18 protein-coding genes, 5 tRNA genes and 1 other RNA gene are annotated in these 19,571 nt (G+C 35.7%); 11 read left to right on the forward strand and 13 right to left on the reverse strand.

The window, feature by feature from the left end:
• Positions 1–4 precede the first annotated feature (4 nt).
• A complete protein-coding gene (locus ABYK18_RS09890; RefSeq protein ID WP_373036508.1) occupies positions 5–1,267 on the reverse strand; it encodes a malic enzyme-like NAD(P)-binding protein in 1,263 nt (420 codons plus the stop codon).
• Between the two features lie 290 nt (positions 1,268–1,557).
• Between ABYK18_RS09890 and ABYK18_RS09895 the strand changes: the two genes are divergently transcribed.
• Positions 1,558–3,966, forward strand: a complete 2,409-nt coding sequence (locus ABYK18_RS09895; RefSeq protein WP_373036509.1) for an EAL domain-containing protein — start codon at positions 1,558–1,560, stop codon at positions 3,964–3,966.
• 17 nt (positions 3,967–3,983) lie between these two features.
• On the opposite strand, the gene ABYK18_RS09900 is transcribed toward ABYK18_RS09895, so the two are convergent.
• From ABYK18_RS09900 to ABYK18_RS09920, 5 genes are all read right to left on the reverse strand, one after another.
• A tRNA-Leu gene (locus ABYK18_RS09900) sits at positions 3,984–4,068 on the reverse strand.
• A gap of 78 nt (positions 4,069–4,146) precedes the next feature.
• Positions 4,147–4,223: transfer RNA gene (locus tag ABYK18_RS09905), tRNA-Arg, on the reverse strand.
• Positions 4,224–4,240: 17 nt separating this feature from the next.
• Positions 4,241–4,317, reverse strand: a tRNA-Arg gene (locus ABYK18_RS09910).
• Between the two features lie 50 nt (positions 4,318–4,367).
• Positions 4,368–4,444 (reverse strand) — tRNA-His (locus tag ABYK18_RS09915).
• 23 nt (positions 4,445–4,467) lie between these two features.
• Positions 4,468–4,545, reverse strand: a tRNA-Pro gene (locus ABYK18_RS09920).
• Between the two features lie 144 nt (positions 4,546–4,689).
• Here ABYK18_RS09920 and ABYK18_RS09925 point away from each other — a divergent pair.
• The 3 genes from ABYK18_RS09925 to ABYK18_RS09935 are packed head-to-tail and all read left to right on the forward strand — an operon-like array spanning position 4,690 to position 7,962.
• The gene (locus tag ABYK18_RS09925) at positions 4,690–6,027 is read left to right on the forward strand and encodes a sodium-dependent transporter (RefSeq protein WP_373036510.1); all 1,338 of its coding nucleotides are present in this window, start codon (positions 4,690–4,692) and stop codon (positions 6,025–6,027) included.
• 2 nt (positions 6,028–6,029) lie between these two features.
• Positions 6,030–6,305, forward strand: coding sequence for a hypothetical protein (locus tag ABYK18_RS09930; protein WP_373036511.1), 276 nt, complete (start codon positions 6,030–6,032; stop codon positions 6,303–6,305).
• A 37-nt stretch (positions 6,306–6,342) separates the two neighbouring features.
• Positions 6,343–7,962, forward strand: a complete 1,620-nt coding sequence (locus ABYK18_RS09935) for a diguanylate cyclase (RefSeq protein ID WP_373036512.1) — start codon at positions 6,343–6,345, stop codon at positions 7,960–7,962.
• 135 nt (positions 7,963–8,097) lie between these two features.
• On the opposite strand, the gene ABYK18_RS09940 is transcribed toward ABYK18_RS09935, so the two are convergent.
• The 3 genes from ABYK18_RS09940 to purN all read right to left on the reverse strand — a co-directional run bounded on the left by ABYK18_RS09940 (position 8,098) and on the right by purN (position 10,901).
• Positions 8,098–8,877: a thiazole synthase gene (locus ABYK18_RS09940; protein ID WP_373036513.1), complete on the reverse strand. Its 780-nt coding sequence runs from the start codon at positions 8,875–8,877 to the stop codon at positions 8,098–8,100.
• Between the two features lie 99 nt (positions 8,878–8,976).
• Positions 8,977–10,341, reverse strand: coding sequence for an NAD(P)H-hydrate dehydratase (locus ABYK18_RS09945; protein ID WP_373036514.1), 1,365 nt, complete (start codon positions 10,339–10,341; stop codon positions 8,977–8,979).
• 2 nt (positions 10,342–10,343) lie between these two features.
• Positions 10,344–10,901 (reverse strand): phosphoribosylglycinamide formyltransferase, encoded by a 558-nt coding sequence (gene purN, locus ABYK18_RS09950; RefSeq protein ID WP_373036515.1) that lies wholly within the window; start codon positions 10,899–10,901, stop codon positions 10,344–10,346.
• 44 nt (positions 10,902–10,945) lie between these two features.
• On the opposite strand from purN, the gene ABYK18_RS09955 reads away from it, so the two are divergent.
• Genes ABYK18_RS09955 through ABYK18_RS09980 form a run of 6 tightly spaced genes read left to right on the forward strand, consistent with a single transcriptional unit; the run spans position 10,946 to position 17,907 of the window.
• Positions 10,946–11,908 (forward strand): SIS domain-containing protein, encoded by a 963-nt coding sequence (locus tag ABYK18_RS09955; protein ID WP_373036516.1) that lies wholly within the window; start codon positions 10,946–10,948, stop codon positions 11,906–11,908.
• A 2-nt stretch (positions 11,909–11,910) separates the two neighbouring features.
• On the forward strand, positions 11,911–12,693 hold the full coding sequence (locus ABYK18_RS09960; RefSeq protein WP_373036578.1) for a pseudouridine synthase: 783 nt from the start codon (positions 11,911–11,913) through the stop codon (positions 12,691–12,693).
• Position 12,694: 1 nt separating this feature from the next.
• Positions 12,695–13,882: a replication-associated recombination protein A gene (locus ABYK18_RS09965; protein WP_373036517.1), complete on the forward strand. Its 1,188-nt coding sequence runs from the start codon at positions 12,695–12,697 to the stop codon at positions 13,880–13,882.
• A gap of 54 nt (positions 13,883–13,936) precedes the next feature.
• Positions 13,937–14,224: a hypothetical protein gene (locus tag ABYK18_RS09970; protein WP_373036518.1), complete on the forward strand. Its 288-nt coding sequence runs from the start codon at positions 13,937–13,939 to the stop codon at positions 14,222–14,224.
• 1 nt (position 14,225) lies between these two features.
• Positions 14,226–16,202 carry a nitrate- and nitrite sensing domain-containing protein gene (locus ABYK18_RS09975; RefSeq protein ID WP_373036519.1) on the forward strand — a complete coding sequence of 659 codons (1,977 nt, stop codon included), beginning with the start codon at positions 14,226–14,228 and terminating at the stop codon, positions 16,200–16,202.
• Positions 16,203–16,215: 13 nt separating this feature from the next.
• A complete protein-coding gene (locus tag ABYK18_RS09980; RefSeq protein WP_373036520.1) occupies positions 16,216–17,907 on the forward strand; it encodes a response regulator in 1,692 nt (563 codons plus the stop codon).
• Positions 17,908–17,946: 39 nt separating this feature from the next.
• Here the strand turns inward: ABYK18_RS09980 and rplT are convergent, their stop codons facing one another.
• On the reverse strand, positions 17,947–18,306 hold the full coding sequence (rplT, locus tag ABYK18_RS09985; protein ID WP_373036521.1) for a 50S ribosomal protein L20: 360 nt from the start codon (positions 18,304–18,306) through the stop codon (positions 17,947–17,949).
• Positions 18,307–18,412: 106 nt separating this feature from the next.
• Complete coding sequence (rpmI, locus tag ABYK18_RS09990) at positions 18,413–18,604, reverse strand: 50S ribosomal protein L35 (protein WP_297686430.1); 192 nt, start codon at positions 18,602–18,604, stop codon at positions 18,413–18,415.
• An 81-nt stretch (positions 18,605–18,685) separates the two neighbouring features.
• Between rpmI and ABYK18_RS09995 the strand changes: the two genes are divergently transcribed.
• Positions 18,686–18,913, forward strand: a complete 228-nt coding sequence (locus ABYK18_RS09995; RefSeq protein WP_373036522.1) for a hypothetical protein — start codon at positions 18,686–18,688, stop codon at positions 18,911–18,913.
• Between the two features lie 124 nt (positions 18,914–19,037).
• On the opposite strand, the gene ffs is transcribed toward ABYK18_RS09995, so the two are convergent.
• Positions 19,038–19,135: signal recognition particle sRNA small type (ffs, locus tag ABYK18_RS10000), an RNA gene on the reverse strand.
• Between the two features lie 57 nt (positions 19,136–19,192).
• The gene (locus ABYK18_RS10005; protein WP_373036523.1) at positions 19,193–19,534 is read right to left on the reverse strand and encodes an Hpt domain-containing protein; all 342 of its coding nucleotides are present in this window, start codon (positions 19,532–19,534) and stop codon (positions 19,193–19,195) included.
• Between the last annotated feature and the right edge of the window lie 37 nt (positions 19,535–19,571).

Raw genomic sequence — 19,571 nt, forward strand, 5'->3', positions numbered from 1 at the left:
ATTATTATAATATTTTTGCCAGCTCTTTTCTGTAAGCTTTTATATCAAAACCTTTCATAAAAGATGCACCGCTATCTATGGCTGCCTGCGCCACCGCACTGGAGATTTCTACTATAAGTCTTTTATCAAACGGTTTAGGAATCAGGTAGTTCTTACCAAATTTTATCTTTTTACCATATAACTCATTGAGATATTTTGGTACTTCACTACGTGCTAAATCTGCCAGTGCATATGCAGCGGCTATTTTCATTTCATCATTTATCTTACAGGCACGGACATCCATAGCTCCTCTAAAAATAAATGGAAATCCCAAAACATTATTGACCTGATTATCAAAATCACTGCGCCCTGTTGCCACTACGGCATCCGGCCTTGCTTTCATGACTTCTTCCGGAAATATTTCAGGTGTCGGGTTTGCCAGAGTAAATACTATAGGCTCATTTGCCATACTTTTAATATCTTCAACACTGAATGTTCCAGGACGAGATAGACCAACAACGACATCAGCACACTCAAAAACTTCTGAGTGAGTCATATATCCTCCTGCACAGAATTCTCTTTTAAAAGCGTTTAAGTCACTTCTTCCGTTATGAATAACACCTTTGGAATCAAGCATATATATCTCTCTGACTCCAAGTTTTTTATAAAGTCTCGCACATGATATTGCTGCCGCACCTGCACCGACAACAACTACCTTCAAATCTTCTATTTTTCTGTGTGTAACTTCACAGGCATTGATAATCCCCGCAGCAGAAATAACTGCCGTTCCATGCTGATCATCATGCATTACGGGAATATTTAACTCTTCGACCAAGCGTCTCTCTATCTCAAAACACTCAGGTGCTTTTATGTCTTCTAAATTAATTCCGCCAAAGGTAGGAGCTATTGCGGTAACGACCGAACAAAATCTGTCTATACTCTCAGTATCTACTTCTATGTCAAAACAATCAAGTCCTGAAAAATTTTTAAACAACACACTCTTACCTTCCATAACAGGCTTAGATGCTAAGGCTCCTATATTTCCAAGTCCAAGAACTGCTGTTCCGTTTGAGATAACTGCCACCAAGTTCTTTTTGGCTGTATATCGGTAAGCATCATCAGGATTCTTCTCGATTTCTAAACATGGAATTGCAACGCCCGGAGTATACGCAAGTGACAAGTCTTGTTGGGTGTCTACAGTTTTTGTAGTCTCAACTGATATTTTTCCAGGTTGTGGAAATTCATGATAATCCAGAGCTTCTTGGTCTGTAGCTGATCTTTTAGACATTATTAATCCTAAATATATTTTTAAAAGTATATCTTAATATTGATATATATTTTATTTAGTAATTTAGCCTGTTTTTTATGATTTTTCACAAATAGCATATAGTTTTATGTTTTTTACAGACAATATTTTAAACTAATTCCAATAATTGAATTTTTAGTAATTATAAACATTATTGATATGTAAAGCATTTTACTCAGAACAAATAACGCATCAAAACATTAAAAGAAACATTAATTACTAACTTGATAGAATGGGCTTATGTATACTCATATAAATAAATAGGAGATTGTTTGAATAACTTCATTGACAGTGATCTGATACTTAACTCATTGGAACAACACATCTTTGTTAAAGATTATGATTCCAAATATCTTTTTGCAAACACTGCTTATGCAGATTTAATCGGTGAAGATATTTCTTCTATCATTGGTAAAAATGATTTAGACTTTTTTCCAAAAGAGATTGCACAAAAATACCGCGATGATGATGCTTGTGTACTCAAAAATGCACAAATTATTGACACTGTAGAAACTATCTTCATAAATGGCGAATATAGAAAAATCAGAACAGTAAAAAAACCTCTCTACTCAAATGGCAAAGTAGTTGCCGTCATTGGAATATTTTGGGATATAACCGAATTAGTTGAAGAAAAAGAATACTTAAAAGAATTAAAATATGGACTAAACAAAGCACAAGAGTTGGCTCATATTGGTCACTGGGAACTCAACTTAATCACAAACACTCTTTTTTGGTCAGATGAAGTCTATCGTATATTTGGATTAGAGCCTCAAGAGTTTGGCGCGACTTATGAAGCATTTTTAAAATATATCCACCCTGATGATGTTGAACTTGTAAACAGTGCTTATACAGACTCAATAGCACAAAAAGAAGGTTATTATATAACACACCGTATTATCCGCAAAAATGGTGAAATAGGATTTGTTGAAGAGAGATGCGAGCATGAATTTGACAGTGATGGTAATGTCTTACGCTCTATTGGAACAGTTCATGATATAACAAAACAAAAAGCTGTCCAAAACGAACTTATGCTGGCATCTGAAGTTTTTTCAAAAATGAGTGATGGAGTTGTGATTACAGATGCTAATCAACGTATACTCAAAGTAAATGAAGCATTTACAAATATCACAGGGTATACCTCTGAGGAAATAAAAGGACAAACACCAAAAATATTTAGTTCCGGTTGGCATGATGAAAAGTTTTATAAACAAATGTGGGAAGAGATAAAGCTAAAAGGTCAATGGAGCGGTGAGATTATAGACCGTAAAAAAAATTCCGAAAGATATGTATCCGAAGTCAATATTATCGCTCTTTACAACGATGAAGGTGCTTTAACAAATTATATCTCCATAGCAAACGATATCAGCAAGAAAAAAGAACAAGAAAAGCTTATACACAATCTTGCATATTTTGATGCACTTACTGAGCTTCCAAATAGGTTTCTTTTTGAAGAACGTGTGCTTAATAGAATACCATTTGCAAAGCGTAACAAGCAAAAACTGGCAATAATCTTTATAGATATGGATAATTTTAAGAACGTCAATGATACACTCGGTCATTTTACGGGAGATATTTTTTTAGTTGAAGTTGCAAAGCGTATCAAAGGCATACTTAGAGAACAAGACACGCTTGCTCGTTTAGGTGGAGATGAGTTTACAGTTTTACTAGAAGATGTAAGCTCGATTCTGGATATTGTGCCAATTGCTGAAAAAATAATTGCAGCATTTGAAGCCCCTATACTTTTAGAAAATAAAGATATTTATACCGGCGTAAGTATGGGAATAAGTATATATCCTGATGATGGAGAAAACTACGATGAACTGATTAAAGCAGCTGATACTGCAATGTATCAAGTAAAAGCTTCCGGAAAAAATAACTTTAAATTTTTCAAACAATCAATGAATGAAAAAATCACAGAAAGACTCTTTATAGAAGATAGTTTACGCAATGCTATTAGTAACAACGAGTTCTTTCTAGTTTATCAACCGAAAATCAACCTTGAAACAAAAATGGTTTACGGCATGGAAGCATTAATACGATGGAGACACCCAAAAATGGGGCTTGTTAGGCCAGATAAATTTATTAGTATCTTAGAAGAAACAGGACAGATATACAGTATTGGTCTCTGGGTAGCAAAACAGGCTTTAATGGACACAAAAGCACTACATGAATCAGGTCATATGCTAACTGTATCCATAAACGTATCTAACAAGCAGTTGGAAAATGAAAAATTCATAGATGACATTTGCTCTATTGTTAATGAAATTAGTATTGAGAAAAGTTACGTTGAACTAGAGATTACAGAGTCACATATTATGAGTGACATAGATAATGCTCTAAATATTTTAAATGAGTTGCATTATAGAGGTTTTAAACTCTCTATTGATGATTTTGGAACAGGCTACTCATCACTGAGCTATCTTAAAAAACTACCTGCACAAACTATTAAAATAGACCGTAGTTTTGTTCTTGATATTGATAAAGATGAAGACGACAAGTCTATTGTAGCTACAATTATCGCTATGGCTAGGGCATTAGGCAAAGATGTGATTGCGGAGGGTTCTGAGACACAAGAGCATATAGATACTTTAAAATATTTACACTGTAATAAAATACAAGGGTACTTTTTTTCAAAACCTATAGAGATAGATGAATTTAAAGAGTTTGTTGATAATTTTTAATTGAAGTTTTGCATGAGTGGTGCGGATGAGAGGACTTGAACCTCCACGCCTTGCGGCACCAGATCCTAAGTCTGGCGTGTATACCAATTTCACCACATCCGCATGTGATTGTTAACATAAATAAAAGTTCGACATTGTATCTTACTTTTCTTAAAAAAAAGTTAGATTACCATGTGTCAGTGGTACGCCCTAAAGGATTCGAACCTTTGGCCTATGCCTTAGAAGGGCATTGCTCTATCCAGCTGAGCTAAGGACGCACATTCAGCATAAAAAATGGTACGCCCGATAGGATTCGAACCTATAACCCTCGGAGCCGAAATCCGAAACTCTATCCAGTTGAGCCACGAACGCTACTATCATTTATTATTGTTATTTTAAAAGTTTTATATTTATTTGTTATATGGGGTGAGATACGGGATTCGAACCCGCGACCCCCGGCACCACAAACCAGTGCTCTAACCAACTGAGCTAATCTCACCATATTTTTTGTAAATATAAAAGTGGTCGGGGTGAAAGGACTCGAACCTTCGGCCCCCTGGTCCCAAACCAGGTACTCTAACCATACTGAGCTACACCCCGACCTACACAAAAACCAAGCTTTAAGCTGATTAATGAGGCGAAATTATAGTCAATAACTTTTTAAATGTCAATGGTTTTTATGCAATTCTTTTATATATTTATTTTTTCTAGTATAATTGCTTCTGTTTAAAGGGATTGTAACAGATGAAAATAGCAAGATTTAGTAGAATTGGGTTTATTTTAGCTGCAGCGGGAAGTGCAGTTGGACTTGGAAATATATGGAAATTTCCATATATTGCAGGAGAATATGGCGGCGGAGCATTTGTTCTAATTTATCTCATTACGGTTTTACTGATTGGTTTTTCTATAATGATTGCCGAGATGCTAATCGGTTATATGGGAAGAAAAGACAGTGTAACTTCTTTTGAAGAGTTAGCCCCTAGAAATAAAAAACTGTGGAAATTCGGTGGTTTTCAAGGTTTGGCAGGTCTTTTTATTATGATCTTCTACTCCGTCGTCATAGGATGGATATTTCACTATATAGTTACGTCTCTGTCTTATCTTCCTGCAACCGTAAAAGAAGCTGAGACAACATTTAACGCTATGCTTCATACCGATATCTGGACACAACTCTTTTATCATACTCTTGCATTTATATGGATAACTCATGTTTTAACAAAAGGTATAAAAGGCGGTATTGAAAAAATAAATGTAGTTTTAATGCCTACTCTTATGCTTATACTAGTTGGAATGTTCGCTTATGCTGTAACACTTGACTCATTTGGCAGAGCGGTTGACTTTATGTTTGCAGCAGACTGGTCTAAAATAGATTCTGATGCCTTTGTAACCGCCGTCGGTCATGCATTTTTTACTCTCTCTCTCGGTATGGGTGCCATAATGACTTATTCAGCTTCGATGGAGAAAAACTCAAATCTTGTTCAAAATGCTTTTTGGGTTGTTTTTTTAGATACCGCCATAGCAATTGTTGCAGGACTCATGCTCTTTACATTTCTTTATCAGTATGGAGCAGGTCCTGCAAAAGGTCCGGGTCTAGTTTTTATCTCACTGCCTGCAGCATTTTATGAAATGGGCATCATTGGTAATTTCTTTGCAGTTTTATTCTTTTTAGCTCTTGCTTTTGCAGGCCTTACGTCTTCGGTATCACTTGTAGAACCTATGGTTCAGTACTTCATAGACAGATTTAACTGGAGTAGATTAACATCTTCTGTGGCAATGGGTCTTTTCTTTTACCTTATCGGAATAGTTGCCCTGCTTTCAAATATTGACGGTTACAAAGAAGCTCTTACATGGGGAGATAAAAACTTCTTTGACTGGGTAGACCATGTGACAGCGGCTATCATGCTTCCTATGGGTGGATTGATAATGGCTGTGTTTGTCGGTTTTGTTATTGAAAAGCAGAGAGTAGAATCAATCCTAAAACCCCAGCTAGGTTTTGCATTTGAGGCTTGGTACTTCTCACTTCGCTACATTACTCCAATAGCTATGTTTGTTGTTATGTTATCTCTAATGGGAGTTTTATAATCATGAATCAGATTACAAGACAGTGTAAACAAATATTAATTGATGAAGGCATAGATGCAAACTCCAGTATAGACTTTGACGTAAATGGAGAAGTTCATACTATGACTTTTGAGTACATTATAGATACTTTTATGCAAGCATCTGAAGAATCTCAATTGGTTTTTTATGCTGCCTTGCAAAAAGCCTTAGATGCCAAGGATATGGGAGTTGATAAGTTCTTTGAAGGTATGGGGCAACTTCTACTTATGACGCACCTATCAAAGAATATAGACATTTAAGAAAAAGTAATAATACTATTGGTTAAAATTAGTAACTATGAGTAAATTAAACAAATACATAGTACTTTGTACTATTTTTATCATCTCGACTCTAACACTTTTTTATCCTATTGATGTTTTTAGCGAAAAGGGAATAGAACTTCAAAAACAGATACTCGTAAACCAAGCCCAAACTCACTTTAAAGACCAAGTAAATACTAGAAAATGGAATGCAACTTACGGCGGTGTATATGTCAAACCTCTTGAAGGTCAAAAACCGAATCCATATCTAAAAAACAACACTCTCAAAGTAGATGAAAACTTAACACTTATAAAAATAAATCCTGCCTGGATGACCAGACAACTATCAGAAATCTCAAACATAAAAGGTTTCCACTTTCGCATAACAAGTCTGATTCCCATAAACCCGCATAACAAAGCCACTCCTTTTGAAGAGAGAGCTTTAAAGTACATAGGAAAAACTGGTGAAAAAGAGTACTACGAGATAGATAAAAACTCTAACTTTAATTATATGGGTGCATTAGTCACGACAAAAGCTTGCTTGCCTTGTCACAAACATCAAGGTTATAAACTCGGTGATGTAAGAGGCGGAATCAGCATCAACTTAGACTCTACCGAGTATGATGCTGTTGCTTCGTCTATTAAAAACAGAGCTCTTATTTTAAAAGTCTTTGTTGTATTTTTTCTACTTAGTATCATACTTCTTATATATAAGCAACTAAAACAAAATGAAAAACTACAGAGTGAAGTAAACAGAAGAACAAAAGAGATAGAATCCACAAAACAGCTTTTACAACAGATAATAGATACAGATGCCAGTTTTATTGTTCTTGCAGATGGTCAAAATATTATTTATGCAAATAAAACGATCTTGGAATTTACAGGTTATTCATCAATTGTTGAGTTTAAAAACAGTTATCAATACCTCTCTGATATGTTTGATAAAATCGATAATAACAAAGATTTTATACAGACTTACAATAACGGTGTCCACTGGATTGAGTATCTAAAAAAAGAACAAGACTCTAAAAACTTAAAAGTACGTATACAAAAAAATGGTGAGTTTAGATACTTCAGACCCTACGCAAAAGAAGTAAGAACAGACGATAGAACACTCTACTTAATTACATTTGATGAGATAACAAATGAGTATGAAAAGATTAAAGAGCTTGAGCATATGGCTTCTACAGACCCTTTGACAAAACTCTTTAACAGAAGTAAACTAAACGATGTTCTAGATAAAGAGATGGCACTCTCGCATGCTATTGCTTCTCCTCTGTCCATAATCTTTTTAGACATAGACAATTTTAAACTTGTTAATGACACTTACGGACATGATGTTGGAGATAAGGTTCTTGTCGACATAGCTAAGATTATCAAATCGGTTACCCGTGCAAACGATATTGCTGCAAGATGGGGTGGAGAAGAATTTATGGTTACACTTCAATCTACAGATGCCGCTATTGCTTCCATTCTTGCAGAGAAATTAAGAGTCGCAGTCGAGGAATATACCTTTGCTATTGTCGGAAGACTTACTATATCACTTGGTGTTACAGAGTATAGACATAATGAAAGTGAAGAGTCCTTCATAAAAAGAGTAGATAAAGCATTATATGAAGCAAAAGAAAAAGGTAGAAACCAAGTAGTTGTTAAGTAGAAGATACTAAATCAAAGAAGAACTCTAACTCCAAAGGAGTTTAGCTTTTAGGAATGCTAACCAATGGCATTCTCCACGATGAGTAGCCTCAGCGGCTTTAGCGAAGAAAAAGGAATTACTTCCTTTTTCGGACTATTAAAACTGTATCATTCCATCTATTGGAGAAGATGCAGTTGCATATGGACGTTTAGGGATTCTACCCGAGAGGTAACTCATCCTGCCTGCGATAACTGCATGTTTCATAGCCTGAGCCATAATCATAGGGTTTTGTGCCTGAGCGATAGCTGTGTTAGTTAAAACACCCTCAGCCCCGAGCTCCATTGCATAAGCTGCATCTGAAGCACAACCGATTCCCGCATCTACGATTACTGGAACACTTACAGCCTCACGAATGAAAACTATATTGTAAGGATTTTGAATACCAAGACCTGAGCCGATAGGAGCAGCCAAAGGCATGATAGCATGGGAACCTGCATCTTCAAGTCTTTTTGCCATTATCGGGTCATCTGAAGTATAAGACATAATAGTAAAACCATCTTTAGCCAAAATCTCACAAGCTTTTATCGTCTCTAAAACATCAGGATAAAGAGTTTTTTGAGTATCCCCGATTACCTCTAGTTTGATTAAGTCAATCCCCGTAGCCTCACGCATCAGGCGAAATGTAGTAATAGCTTCTTCGGCTGTAACACATCCTGCAGAGTTTGGCAAAAACTTAACATTTGTTCCGGCAAAAGTATCGCGAAGATTCTCTTTATCCGGGTCTGTGATGTTTAGACGACGAACAGCAACAGTAATTAGTTCACTTCCAGATGCTAAAGTCGCTTCTTTCGTAGTCTCAAAGTCTGCATATTTTCCACTACCGACTATTAGACGAGAACCAAGCTCATATTTTCCGATTTTTAAGATATTATCCATCTCATATATTCCTTAATTTAACACTAAATTTTAACAGGTTTGTAACCTTTGCACTTTTGTGCCTTTTTTATTAATGACTGATTTATAACATAAGAAATCTTATAGCTTACCTATCTGCATAATCAAATCATCCGGTGTAAGAGAAAAATCAGCACCACTGTAACTTTGTGCTAATCTTGTGTGTGCAAGCGAAGCGTTCTTTGCGGCTTCAAGACTATCATATCCTTGTGCCAAAAGTGCTCCTATAAGTCCGCTTAAAACATCCCCGCTTCCGCCTTTTGCAAGAGAAGACGTACCGTGAGGGTTTATAAAAAAATCTTTGCCTTTAGCAATTATTACATTTGCACCTTTTAAAAGAAGTGTAACATTCGGATAAACACTTGTAAAAAGTTCCACATACTTGAATCTGTATTTTTGCAGTTCCTCGACACTTATATCTGCAAGCCCTACTTGTTTTAAAAGAGCGCTAAATTCTTTTGCATGCGGGGTCAAGACAACATTTTTTCTTTTTAAAATCTGCGTGACTATCGGCATATGAAAAATATCTGCGTCGGCGACAAGAGGCAGAGAACTATCTAAAAATTCATCTAATTCTTCGTCACTAAACTCATCACCTAATCCCATTCCAATAGCTAAGGCTGTCGTGTTATAAGGAAGCTCATGCGAATACATAATGCTATGAGGAATTTGCTCATTCTCATAACCCACAAGCGTTACAAGACCGGCTCCAAACCTAAGAGCGGCTCTGGCACTTAAGATGCTTGCACCGCTTTTTGTCCCACATGCTAAAGCCAGATGCCCGAAACTTCCTTTGTGCGTGTTTTTAAGCTCTCTTGTGGGAAGTCTCAAGTCATCAAAATCCAACAGATGCCAGTTAGTCTCACGCTCGTAAATCTCTCTGGTTACACCCAAATCCAAGACTTCTATTTTTCCTACGAACTCTTTGAAGGCATCTAAAAACATATTTTTTTTTAGTGCTCCCATAGTAAGGGTAACGTCTGCAAAAAACTTATACCCGCTTGGAACATCACAAGCAATCTTAAAAGCTTCAAGTGCGTTCATTGATTCTATCAACTCTTTTAACTCACTGCTAAACTCACCGTTAAAACCAGTACCGGTAATAGCATCTATTAAAACATCTGAATCTTTTATCTCTTTGGTGTTTTTTACGCCTATGGCATCTGCACGTTTTTGTTGAAGAAGTGCCATCTGAGATTTTGGCTCTTTTGCGTAGTAGATGCTAACATCAAAGTCACCGTGAAGAAGTCTTGCACAGGCGATGCCGTCTGCACCGTTATTTCCGCTTCCGCAAACTATTGTTACTTTGGAATTTTTAGCAAAATTGTTTTGAATATAAGATGCCATGCCTTGTGCAGCATGCTCCATCAAGATATCTTCAGTTAAGTCAAACTCTTCGTAACATCTCTTATCCAATGAACCTACTTCTTCAAACAGCTTTTGCATCTTTAACTCCTAGTAAGAACCTCAACTATTGCCTCTGGCATTATTTCATATTCTATTGCTTTAATCTTAGCAGAAAAACTATCTAAAGTCTCGTTATCTTCTCTGAGAAAACTCTTTTGCAAGATAATCTCACCGCCGTCAAGTTCGCTGCTTACATAGTGAACGCTTACTCCGCATTCCTCTTCATCGCTCTCAAAACTTCTCTCAATAGCTCTTGCGCCTTTGAATTTTGGAAGCAGAGACGGATGCAGGTTTATTGCCTTTACCTTTGAGGTAAATACTTCACTTAATATTCTCATAAATCCGCTCAAAACTACAAGATCAGGCTCATGAGAGTTTACTAGTCTTACAAGCTCTTCATCGAACTTTTCTCTTGAGTCAAACTCAGTATGTTCCAAGACATCTGTTTTTACTGATAGCTTTTGAAGTTTATCAAGACCTTTTGCATCTCTTTTATTTGTGATTCCACACGCTACATAACACTCTTTTTCATGTAACTTTTTTACTATGTTTTGGGCATTGAAACCATCGCCGCTAAATAATATTACTATCTTTTTCATACGCGAATTATATCTTATGAAGCTAAAAACGGTATAATCACATTATGAATTATAAAGAGATTGCACAAGAAACTTTAAATATTGAAGCTCAAACACTGCTGTTGGCATCCAAAAACATGGGTGATGCATTTGACAAAGCCGTAGAGACGGTTCTTGCATGTAAAGGCAAACTTGTGGTTACGGGTGTCGGTAAAAGCGGACTTATCGGTGCTAAGATGGCAGCAACTTTTGCGTCAACAGGCACTCCTAGTTTTTTTCTGCATCCTACAGAAGCACTTCATGGTGATTTGGGAATGATCAGCGAAAATGATGTAGTTATTGCAATAAGTTACAGCGGAGAAAGTGAAGAACTCAGTTCTATTTTACCTCATATCAAAAGATTTAAAACACCTCTTATAGGTATGACGAGAAATCAAAACTCGACGCTCGGAAAATATAGTGATGTAGTTATTGATGTTATTGTAGAAAAAGAGGCTTGTCCGCTTGATATAGCACCTACAAGTTCTACTACACTTACTTTAGCACTGGGCGATGCTTTAGCTATTTGTCTGATGAAGGCAAGAAACTTTAAAAAGAGTGATTTTGCCTCTTTTCACCCCGGTGGAGCACTTGGCAAAAAACTGTTTGTAAAAGTAAGCGATCTTATGAAAAAAGACAATTTGCCAATAGTCTCAAAAGATACAAAAGTAAAAGAAGCCATCATTGAAATCAGCCAAGGCCGTTTAGGTACGGTTCTTATAGCAGATGAAGATAACAGACTTGTAGCTTTGGTAAGTGACGGTGATATACGTCGTGCACTTTTGCAAGATAACTTTTCACTTGAAGACAATGTTTTAAAATATGCAACTCAAAATCCAAGAACACTAGATGATGAAAACACTCTTGCCAGTGAGGCTCTTGTGATCATCGAAGAGATGAAGATACAACTTTTAGTAGTAACAGACAAAAATAAAAAGATAAAAGGCGTACTACATATTCATACGCTTATAGAAAAAGGCATATCATAATGATGCGATTAAACAAGTACATTGCACACCATTCAAGCTACTCACGCCGTGAAGCGGACAAAGCTATACAAGATGGTTACGTAAGAGTAAACGGTGAGATACAGGACAACCCTGCAACTCAGGTAGATGAAAAAGAAGACATCGTCTACGTAAGCGGTAAACAGATTACTCCAAGAGATAAATATACGGTTATTGTCTATAACAAACCAAAAGGCGAGCTTGTAACTAAGAGCGACCCAAGAGGCAGAAAGACTATTTATGACTCTTTAGAGAAAAAATACAAACACTTTATTCCTGTCGGCAGACTCGACTACGCGACTGAGGGTGTTCTACTTTTAACGGATGCTTCAAAGATAGCAAGCGCATTGATGAACTCCAACCTTGAGAGAATCTATAAAGTCAAGATTAAAGGTGAAGTGACTTCCGAGATGGAAGATGCCATGATGAATGGGCTTGAACTTCTAGATGCTACTGCCGGCGGACATACCCACTCAAAAGTAACTTCAATGACTTTTGCACCTTTTTTAGGTTATAAGATACAGAAGAATGAACATAACTACTCAGTACTTAAAATAGCAATATCAGAAGGTCAAAACAGAGAAATCAGAAGATTTTTTGCACACTTCGGTGCTGAAGTAGCCGACCTTAAGCGTATCAGTTTTGCAGAGGTAGAACTAAATAATCTTCCAACAGGCAAAGTTAGATTTTTAAGCAGAAGTGAATACTCAGCTTTATATACATTCATGAAAGAATCAGACAAAAAAGAGCGAGAGCGAGCAAAATAAAGTGGACTTCACGCATCTGCTACGACCCGGCTCTTTCGATGACTTAATAGGTCAGGAACACCTAAGTGCAAAAGAAGCTCCGCTTAGAGTTTTATGTGAAAAGTTTGCCTTGGGACATAGTTTTTTCTATGGTCCCGCCGGATGCGGAAAGACTTCCATAGCAAGAATCATCGCAAAGACTATGGACCTGCCCTTTTACGAGTTCAATGCGACTTCACTAAAGATAGAACAACTCCGTAAAATATTTGACCAATACAAAAATGCTCTTCAAAGACCTCTTCTTTTCATAGACGAAGTACACAGACTCGCTAAAAACCAGCAAGAAGTCTTACTGCCTGTTATGGAAAATAATTCTGTTTTAGTCATAGGCGCATCTACTGAAAATCCTTTCTTTTCTTTAACATCGGCAATCCGTTCCCGCTCTATGCTTTTTGAGCTTAAATATATAAACAATGAAGCACTTTCAACCCTTTTAGAAAAAGCTCTTATTCATGCAGACCTAAAATGTGACGCAGATGCAAAAGAGTATCTCATCGCAAGTAGCGGCGGAGATGCCCGTGCAATGTTGAAACTTCTGGAGTTTGCATCTAACATAGATACTAACATAACGCTAGATATTTTAAAATCACTCAGACCAAATGCTCTAAGTACGGGAAGCAGTGAAGCAGGTGTTCATTATGATCTCACAAGTGCCATGATAAAGTCAATCAGAGGCTCAGACATGGATGCAGGCATCTACTATCTAGCAAGGTTGATAGACGGCGGCGAGAGTGCTGATTTTATAGCAAGAAGACTTGTCATACTAGCCAGTGAAGATATTGGAAATGCGAATCCTCAAGCTTTGACACTGACAACATCGGCACTAACAAGTGTTTCAAAAATCGGCTATCCCGAAGCAAGGATCATATTGGCCCAAGCAGTGATTTACCTCTGTGCATCTCCAAAATCAAACTCCGCATATTTAGCAATAAACTCCGCATTAAAAGCAGTTAATGACGGAGTGATGCTCGAAATCCCAAAAAATATAACCCAACGAAATGAGAATTATCTATATCCGCATGATTTTGGCGGTTATGTAAAACAAGACTACTTATCAAAGCCTATGAAATTTGTAAAACTAAATAATAACGGTTATGAGAAGAAGATGAATGAATGGTTAACAAAAATCAATGATTTTATAAAAGATTAATAATTATAGTAATAAACTAAACTAAATTATACAACAACTAGGAGCCTAAACGCTATGGAAATCACATCATCTTCAAATATTATCGATATCTCGGGAAACATAAAAAGTATTAATGATTTCGCTGAAATCAAGCGTGTTATTGACAGTGTAGTCACTCAGCACAAAAATATAACAATAAATATAATTGATTCTCTCTCTATAACTTCTTCAGTAATCGGATATTTTAATAAACTGATTCTAAAAGACAATATAAATGTGGAAATGCGCATAGGCAATGAGCAGCTTATGCATCTGATTACAGATTTAAATCTAGCTTCAACTTTTAAGGCTAGAAAGGCGTAGTATGAGCATCAAATATAAACTAAATCTTATAGCTGTAATCGTTGTATCTTTTGCTCTGATTATTATTGCACTTACCACAAATAAAGCATATCATGACAGATCCGTCATATCTCAGGCAAAAGAGTTAAATATACTTTCACAAAAGCTCTCTTTGTTAATTCATGAAACACAAAAAGAAAGAGGTGCAAGTGCCGGTTATCTTGGTTCAAAAGGTACAAAATTTTCAGATATTTTACCTAAACAAAGAGTTTTAACAACAAAGAGAAACAGTGAACTCACGACTTATACTTCAACTCTTGATTTAAGCTCATTTCCAAAAGAGTTACAAGCTGAAATTGCAGCTCTTAATCTTGATATGAGCAAAATAGACCAAATACGCTCACAAGTAGATTCATTAAGCATCAGTGTAAAAGATGAAGTCGCATACTATACAAAGATGAATAAAAAGATTTTAAATATCGTTGCTCTTACTGCAAAACTTGCAGACACACAGGAGCTTGTAAAAGCGCTGGATGCATATACCAACTTTTTAAAATCTAAAGAACGTGCCGGAATAGAAAGAGCCGTTTTAAGCGGAACATTTGCAGCTGATAAATTCGGTCCCGGCATGTTTGCAAAGTGGATTACACTGGTTGCAGAACAAGACGCTTTTCTTAACTCTTTTCTTGCAATGGCTACGGAAGATTCAAAAAAGTTTTATCACTCTAAAATCAATTCTCCCGTAGTTGCTGAAGTTAATGCGATGAGAGAGGTAGCAAGAACTAAAGCAACTGAAGGCGGTTTTGGAGTTGATAGCGTTGTCTGGTTTAAGACAATAACTAAAAAAATCAATCTTCTTAAACAAGTTGATGATGAACTTGCAAAGCAAAACACTACACTTCTGGCAGAAGTAGAATCTGCTTCAAAACTAAGTACAACAATAACATTAGTGAGTTATAGTATCTTCGCTATAGTAATATTTATTATCATCTTTATTATTTCCAAAGGTATAAACGTAAGTGTTAGAAGCTCACTAGAAAAGATAAGCTGTGTATCTGACAGTCTTGATTTAACATGTGACATAATTGTTGAAGGTAAAGATGAGATATCTCAAATCTCAAAAGCAATACATGTGATGATTGTTGCATTTAAACAGAGTGTCAACGAGGCTAAAGCTGTTTCCAGTGCAACGACTAAAGAGAGCCAAAAACTGCATATGGTTGTAGAAGATCTTGCAAAAAACGGTGAGATTGCTGATGCTAAGATAACGGTCATAAATACACTTGTTTCTGAAGTAGGACAGAGACTCGATGCAGTTGAAGAAGCTTCTATTACGGTTACGGAAGATTTATCTAGTACTTTTAATGTACTTGACAACTTTGTAGCAAAACTGGACTCTGTTGTGTATGCAATTGATGAAGGAAGTGAACATCAGCAAGATTTAGTTCAAAAAGTATCATCACTGACAGAACAGGCGAAAAACATCAAAGATGTTTTAGCGATAATCTCTGATATAGCGGATCAGACTAACCTTCTTGCCCTTAATGCCGCTATCGAAGCTGCCCGTGCAGGCGAACACGGACGTGGATTTGCCGTTGTTGCCGATGAAGTTAGAAAACTTGCGGAGAGAACACAAAAATCACTTAGCGAGATTAGTGCGAACGTTAATCTTATCACTCAGAATGTTGTTGAAATCGCTGAAGAAACAGATAAGACATCTAGAAATATGCAAGATATTTCAGGCTCGGCACAAGAGCTTATTGCAGATTCACAAGCAACAAAAGAGAATCTTTCTGTTACAACGGACAAATCTAAAGATGTTATGCATCAAAGTACATATATTGCTACAAAAACAAAAGAGTTGATAGCTCATATGGATGAAGTCATAGAGCTTTCAAATGAAAATATACAACACAGAACAAAAGTAGAAGACAGTGTTAATTCACTCTCTGGCGATGCAAGTAAACTGCAACATGAATTAAGTAAATTCACGGTTTAACAGAAAGAGAGATATGCTAAAAGAGCAAATTGAAATAGATGAAAATGTTGTAGAAAATATGAAATCTTTAACACTTCTATGTGTTGAAGATGACAATAGTACACAGCTTCTGTATGAAACTATTTTTAAAGAGTTTATCAATAAAATAGTCTTTGCTAAAGATGGTGAAGATGGGTATGAAAAATATTTATCAAATGAAGTAGACATTATCATTTCTGATTATAGTATGCCTAAACTTAACGGCTTAGACATGATCAAACAAATCAGAGAATTAAATAAAGACATCCCTATTATTTTAGTTACGGGGATTACAGAGATAGATATAATATTAGAAGCACTGCAGCTTAATGTAAATAACTTTATAAGAAAACCAATCAAATCACATGAAGTGGTAAATGCTTTAATATCGGTTTCAAAAATATTAATTGCTAACAAATATTTAGAAGATCAAAAAAACGCTAAATTAAAAGAGTTAGAAGATAAAGAGCAGTATAGTTCTTATCAAGAAGATTTAGCATTTGCAAAAGAGCTAAATATTTTAAGAAACGACTTTTATTATCAACTTATCGACATGAAATGTACAGCGTTGGTAGATTTTTCATATCAGCCTCTAGATATTTTAAGCGGTGACGCATACAGCGCAAGAAAACTAGATCAGCAAAAGACTTTTTATCTTATTGTAGACGGTATGGGAAAAGGTCTTTCAGCCTCTCTTACTTCAATGCTTATCACATCTTATATCAATCATGTAATCGACAAAATGCAAGAGTCAGACGGTTTTGATTTGCACAAACTTGTATCTCAAGCATTAGAATACATTAAACCTATTCTACTTGATGAAGAAGCTCTATCGATTGATTTTATAGTGCTTGATTGCGACAATGCTCAAATGGAATATGCAAAGTTTTCAATGCCGGCACTGATGATGCAAACAAAAGAGAATGAACTCATAAAATTAAAATCAAACAATCCCCCTATAAGTAAATATATAAGAGATTTTACTATATCTACTTATAATACCTGTGAAATCATCAAGTTTCTGTTTTACAGTGATGGAATGGTTGAGAATCCTACAAGATTCAAAGACAAATTATATATAGAGTATATAGAGGAAGATTTTTTAGACTCTTTTACAAAAGAAAATATGAAAGAGAAACTGCTTTGGAAAATAAACATTCCCGAAGATGATATAACTTTTATTTTCATAAACAAATTAGACCTTGACAACACAGTAATTGCCAAAAAAAGTTTTAATACCAATCTAAATGAAGTTGAAGAATCCAATGAATGGTATGCTGATATATGGGATACTTTAACGGATGACACAAAACTCATCTATAGTGCAGGTATTGTTTTTACAGAACTATTCATGAATGCTTACGAACATGGTAACCTAAGTCTCGATTCACAGACTAAACACAGACTTATAGAAGAAGACACATATTTAAACACACTACTACAAAAACAAGAGACTTGTGACAAACAGATAAATGTCACAATAAATAGAATACAGTATGGCTCATCTATCTATATAATAACTCAGATAAGTGATGAAGGTGAAGGTTTTGATACTCAGATATTAAGTGAAATATTTAGAAATTCTAAGTCTTTTAATGGTAGAGGTGTTTTTGTATCGAGAAGTTCTTCATTGGGAATTTATTATAATTCTAAAGGTAACTCTGTACTGTTTTTACATAAGGTTTAGACCCTCAACTATATGTTGAGAGTCTGAACTTAGCAAAGATTATTTGCTAAGTGCTGCTTTAGATGCTTCTACAACTGCACTAAATGCTGCTGCGTCATTCATCGCCATGTCAGCAAGAATTTTACGGTCAAGCTCGATGCCAGATTTGTGAACGCCATTCATGAAAGTTGAATAATTCATTCCATTTAAACGACAAGCTGCATTGATACGTACGATCCATAATTTACGGAAATCACGTTTTTTCTGCTTGCGGTCACGGTGAGCATATACCCATGAACGTTCAATTTGCTCTTTAGCTTTTCTGAAGTGTTTACGGCGTCCGCTATAAAAACCCTTCGCTAATTTTAATATCTTTTTGTGTCTTCTTCTACGAACAACACCTGTTTTTACTCTTGGCATATTTTTCCTTTTTTCTTTACCTGGTCACTTTTTGTGATAAGGTGCCACATCTATGATGGTCTTGCCCAATTAAATAATTGGAGATTTATAATCCGCTAATTTAAAATTAGTTAATCATAGCCTTAATGTTTGCTTCGTCAGCTTTAGCAACAACTTTTGGGCTGTTTTGCTTACGACGAGTATCTGCATCTTGTTTAGTAAGAATGTGACTTCTGTACGCTGTACCACGTTTAACAGAACCGTTTTTCTTAACTTTAAAACGCTTAACAGCGCCTTTTACCGATTTCATTTTTGGCATCGATGGCTCCTTTGTAAAATTCTCATAATTTGAGAGTGGGATTATACCCAAAAATTTCTAAAATTTAGCTACAATTGCTGTATGAATTCAATTAAACATATAGAAAATGCACTTAAAGAACTAGATGATGAAGTACAGAAAATACTTTTAGACTGGGGAATTTCCCTAAATGAAAAAGACAATCTAATGCTTCCTATTCTTCAACAAAAAAAAGTCCTTACACAGACATTAGAAGACTTAACATATTTAAAAAACAATCCGCCAAAACCAAATCAGCCGTGCGGAATAAGTAAGTATAGAGAAGACTAAAAAAGTATCAATTACGTTTTGGCGTATAATTTTATTCAAGTTCAAGGCATAGCTGAGGAGTTCACATTAGTAAATGACGAAGTTATAACGAAGTAGTTGGATAAAAGTATATGTCAAAAAAGACTCCCCTCCAGATACCTGCGGCACATAACACTCTAAGGTGTGCTGCTGTATTCCTACCCTGACACAGTATCTCGAAGTACCATTGCACAGGTCTAAAGGGAAGCGGTGGAATTATAGCCAAAATTTTATAAATAGCAAAGTATTTAACAAAAAATTTTAAACAGCTTTAATTGTAGCAATTGCATTGTTCAATGCTTCCATATAAGCTTCATATTCAAACTCTTCTTTTAAATCAGTAGCTGCGAACTCCATCTCTTTTGACATTTCATATATTTCGTTAAATCTTAAATTTCCTGCACTTCCCTTCATTGCATGGGCATTTGATTTTATTTCCGAGAAATTTCTATCTTTAACTGCAGTTTCCAAAGTTTGCATTATTATTGCAGATTCTTTTATAAAACTGTTTATTAATATGGGTATATACTTTATATTTATGGATATATTCTCTGCCATGTCTTCATGATTCAAGGTTGAGTAATCAGGTGTTAAAATCGACACGATATCACTTCCTATATTTTATTTAATCTAGTACAAT

It is taken from the genome of Sulfurimonas sp. (assembly GCF_041563495.1).
Lineage (GTDB): Bacteria > Campylobacterota > Campylobacteria > Campylobacterales > Sulfurimonadaceae > Sulfurimonas.

Coding starts and splice junctions, on each gene's coding strand:
- ABYK18_RS09995 (WP_373036522.1), top strand. CDS start 18,686: ATGAATTCAATTAAACATATAGAAAATGCACTTAAAGAACTAGATGAT.
- ABYK18_RS09930 (WP_373036511.1), top strand. CDS start 6,030: ATGAATCAGATTACAAGACAGTGTAAACAAATATTAATTGATGAAGGC.
- rpmI (WP_297686430.1), bottom strand. CDS start 18,604: ATGCCAAAAATGAAATCGGTAAAAGGCGCTGTTAAGCGTTTTAAAGTT.
- rplT (WP_373036521.1), bottom strand. CDS start 18,306: ATGCCAAGAGTAAAAACAGGTGTTGTTCGTAGAAGAAGACACAAAAAG.
- ABYK18_RS09975 (WP_373036519.1), top strand. CDS start 14,226: ATGAGCATCAAATATAAACTAAATCTTATAGCTGTAATCGTTGTATCT.
- ABYK18_RS09925 (WP_373036510.1), top strand. CDS start 4,690: ATGAAAATAGCAAGATTTAGTAGAATTGGGTTTATTTTAGCTGCAGCG.
- ABYK18_RS09945 (WP_373036514.1), bottom strand. CDS start 10,341: ATGCAAAAGCTGTTTGAAGAAGTAGGTTCATTGGATAAGAGATGTTAC.
- purN (WP_373036515.1), bottom strand. CDS start 10,901: ATGAAAAAGATAGTAATATTATTTAGCGGCGATGGTTTCAATGCCCAA.
- ABYK18_RS09935 (WP_373036512.1), top strand. CDS start 6,343: ATGAGTAAATTAAACAAATACATAGTACTTTGTACTATTTTTATCATC.
- ABYK18_RS09980 (WP_373036520.1), top strand. CDS start 16,216: ATGCTAAAAGAGCAAATTGAAATAGATGAAAATGTTGTAGAAAATATG.
- ABYK18_RS09940 (WP_373036513.1), bottom strand. CDS start 8,877: ATGGATAATATCTTAAAAATCGGAAAATATGAGCTTGGTTCTCGTCTA.
- ABYK18_RS09960 (WP_373036578.1), top strand. CDS start 11,911: ATGCGATTAAACAAGTACATTGCACACCATTCAAGCTACTCACGCCGT.
- ABYK18_RS09890 (WP_373036508.1), bottom strand. CDS start 1,267: ATGTCTAAAAGATCAGCTACAGACCAAGAAGCTCTGGATTATCATGAA.
- ABYK18_RS09970 (WP_373036518.1), top strand. CDS start 13,937: ATGGAAATCACATCATCTTCAAATATTATCGATATCTCGGGAAACATA.
- ABYK18_RS09955 (WP_373036516.1), top strand. CDS start 10,946: ATGAATTATAAAGAGATTGCACAAGAAACTTTAAATATTGAAGCTCAA.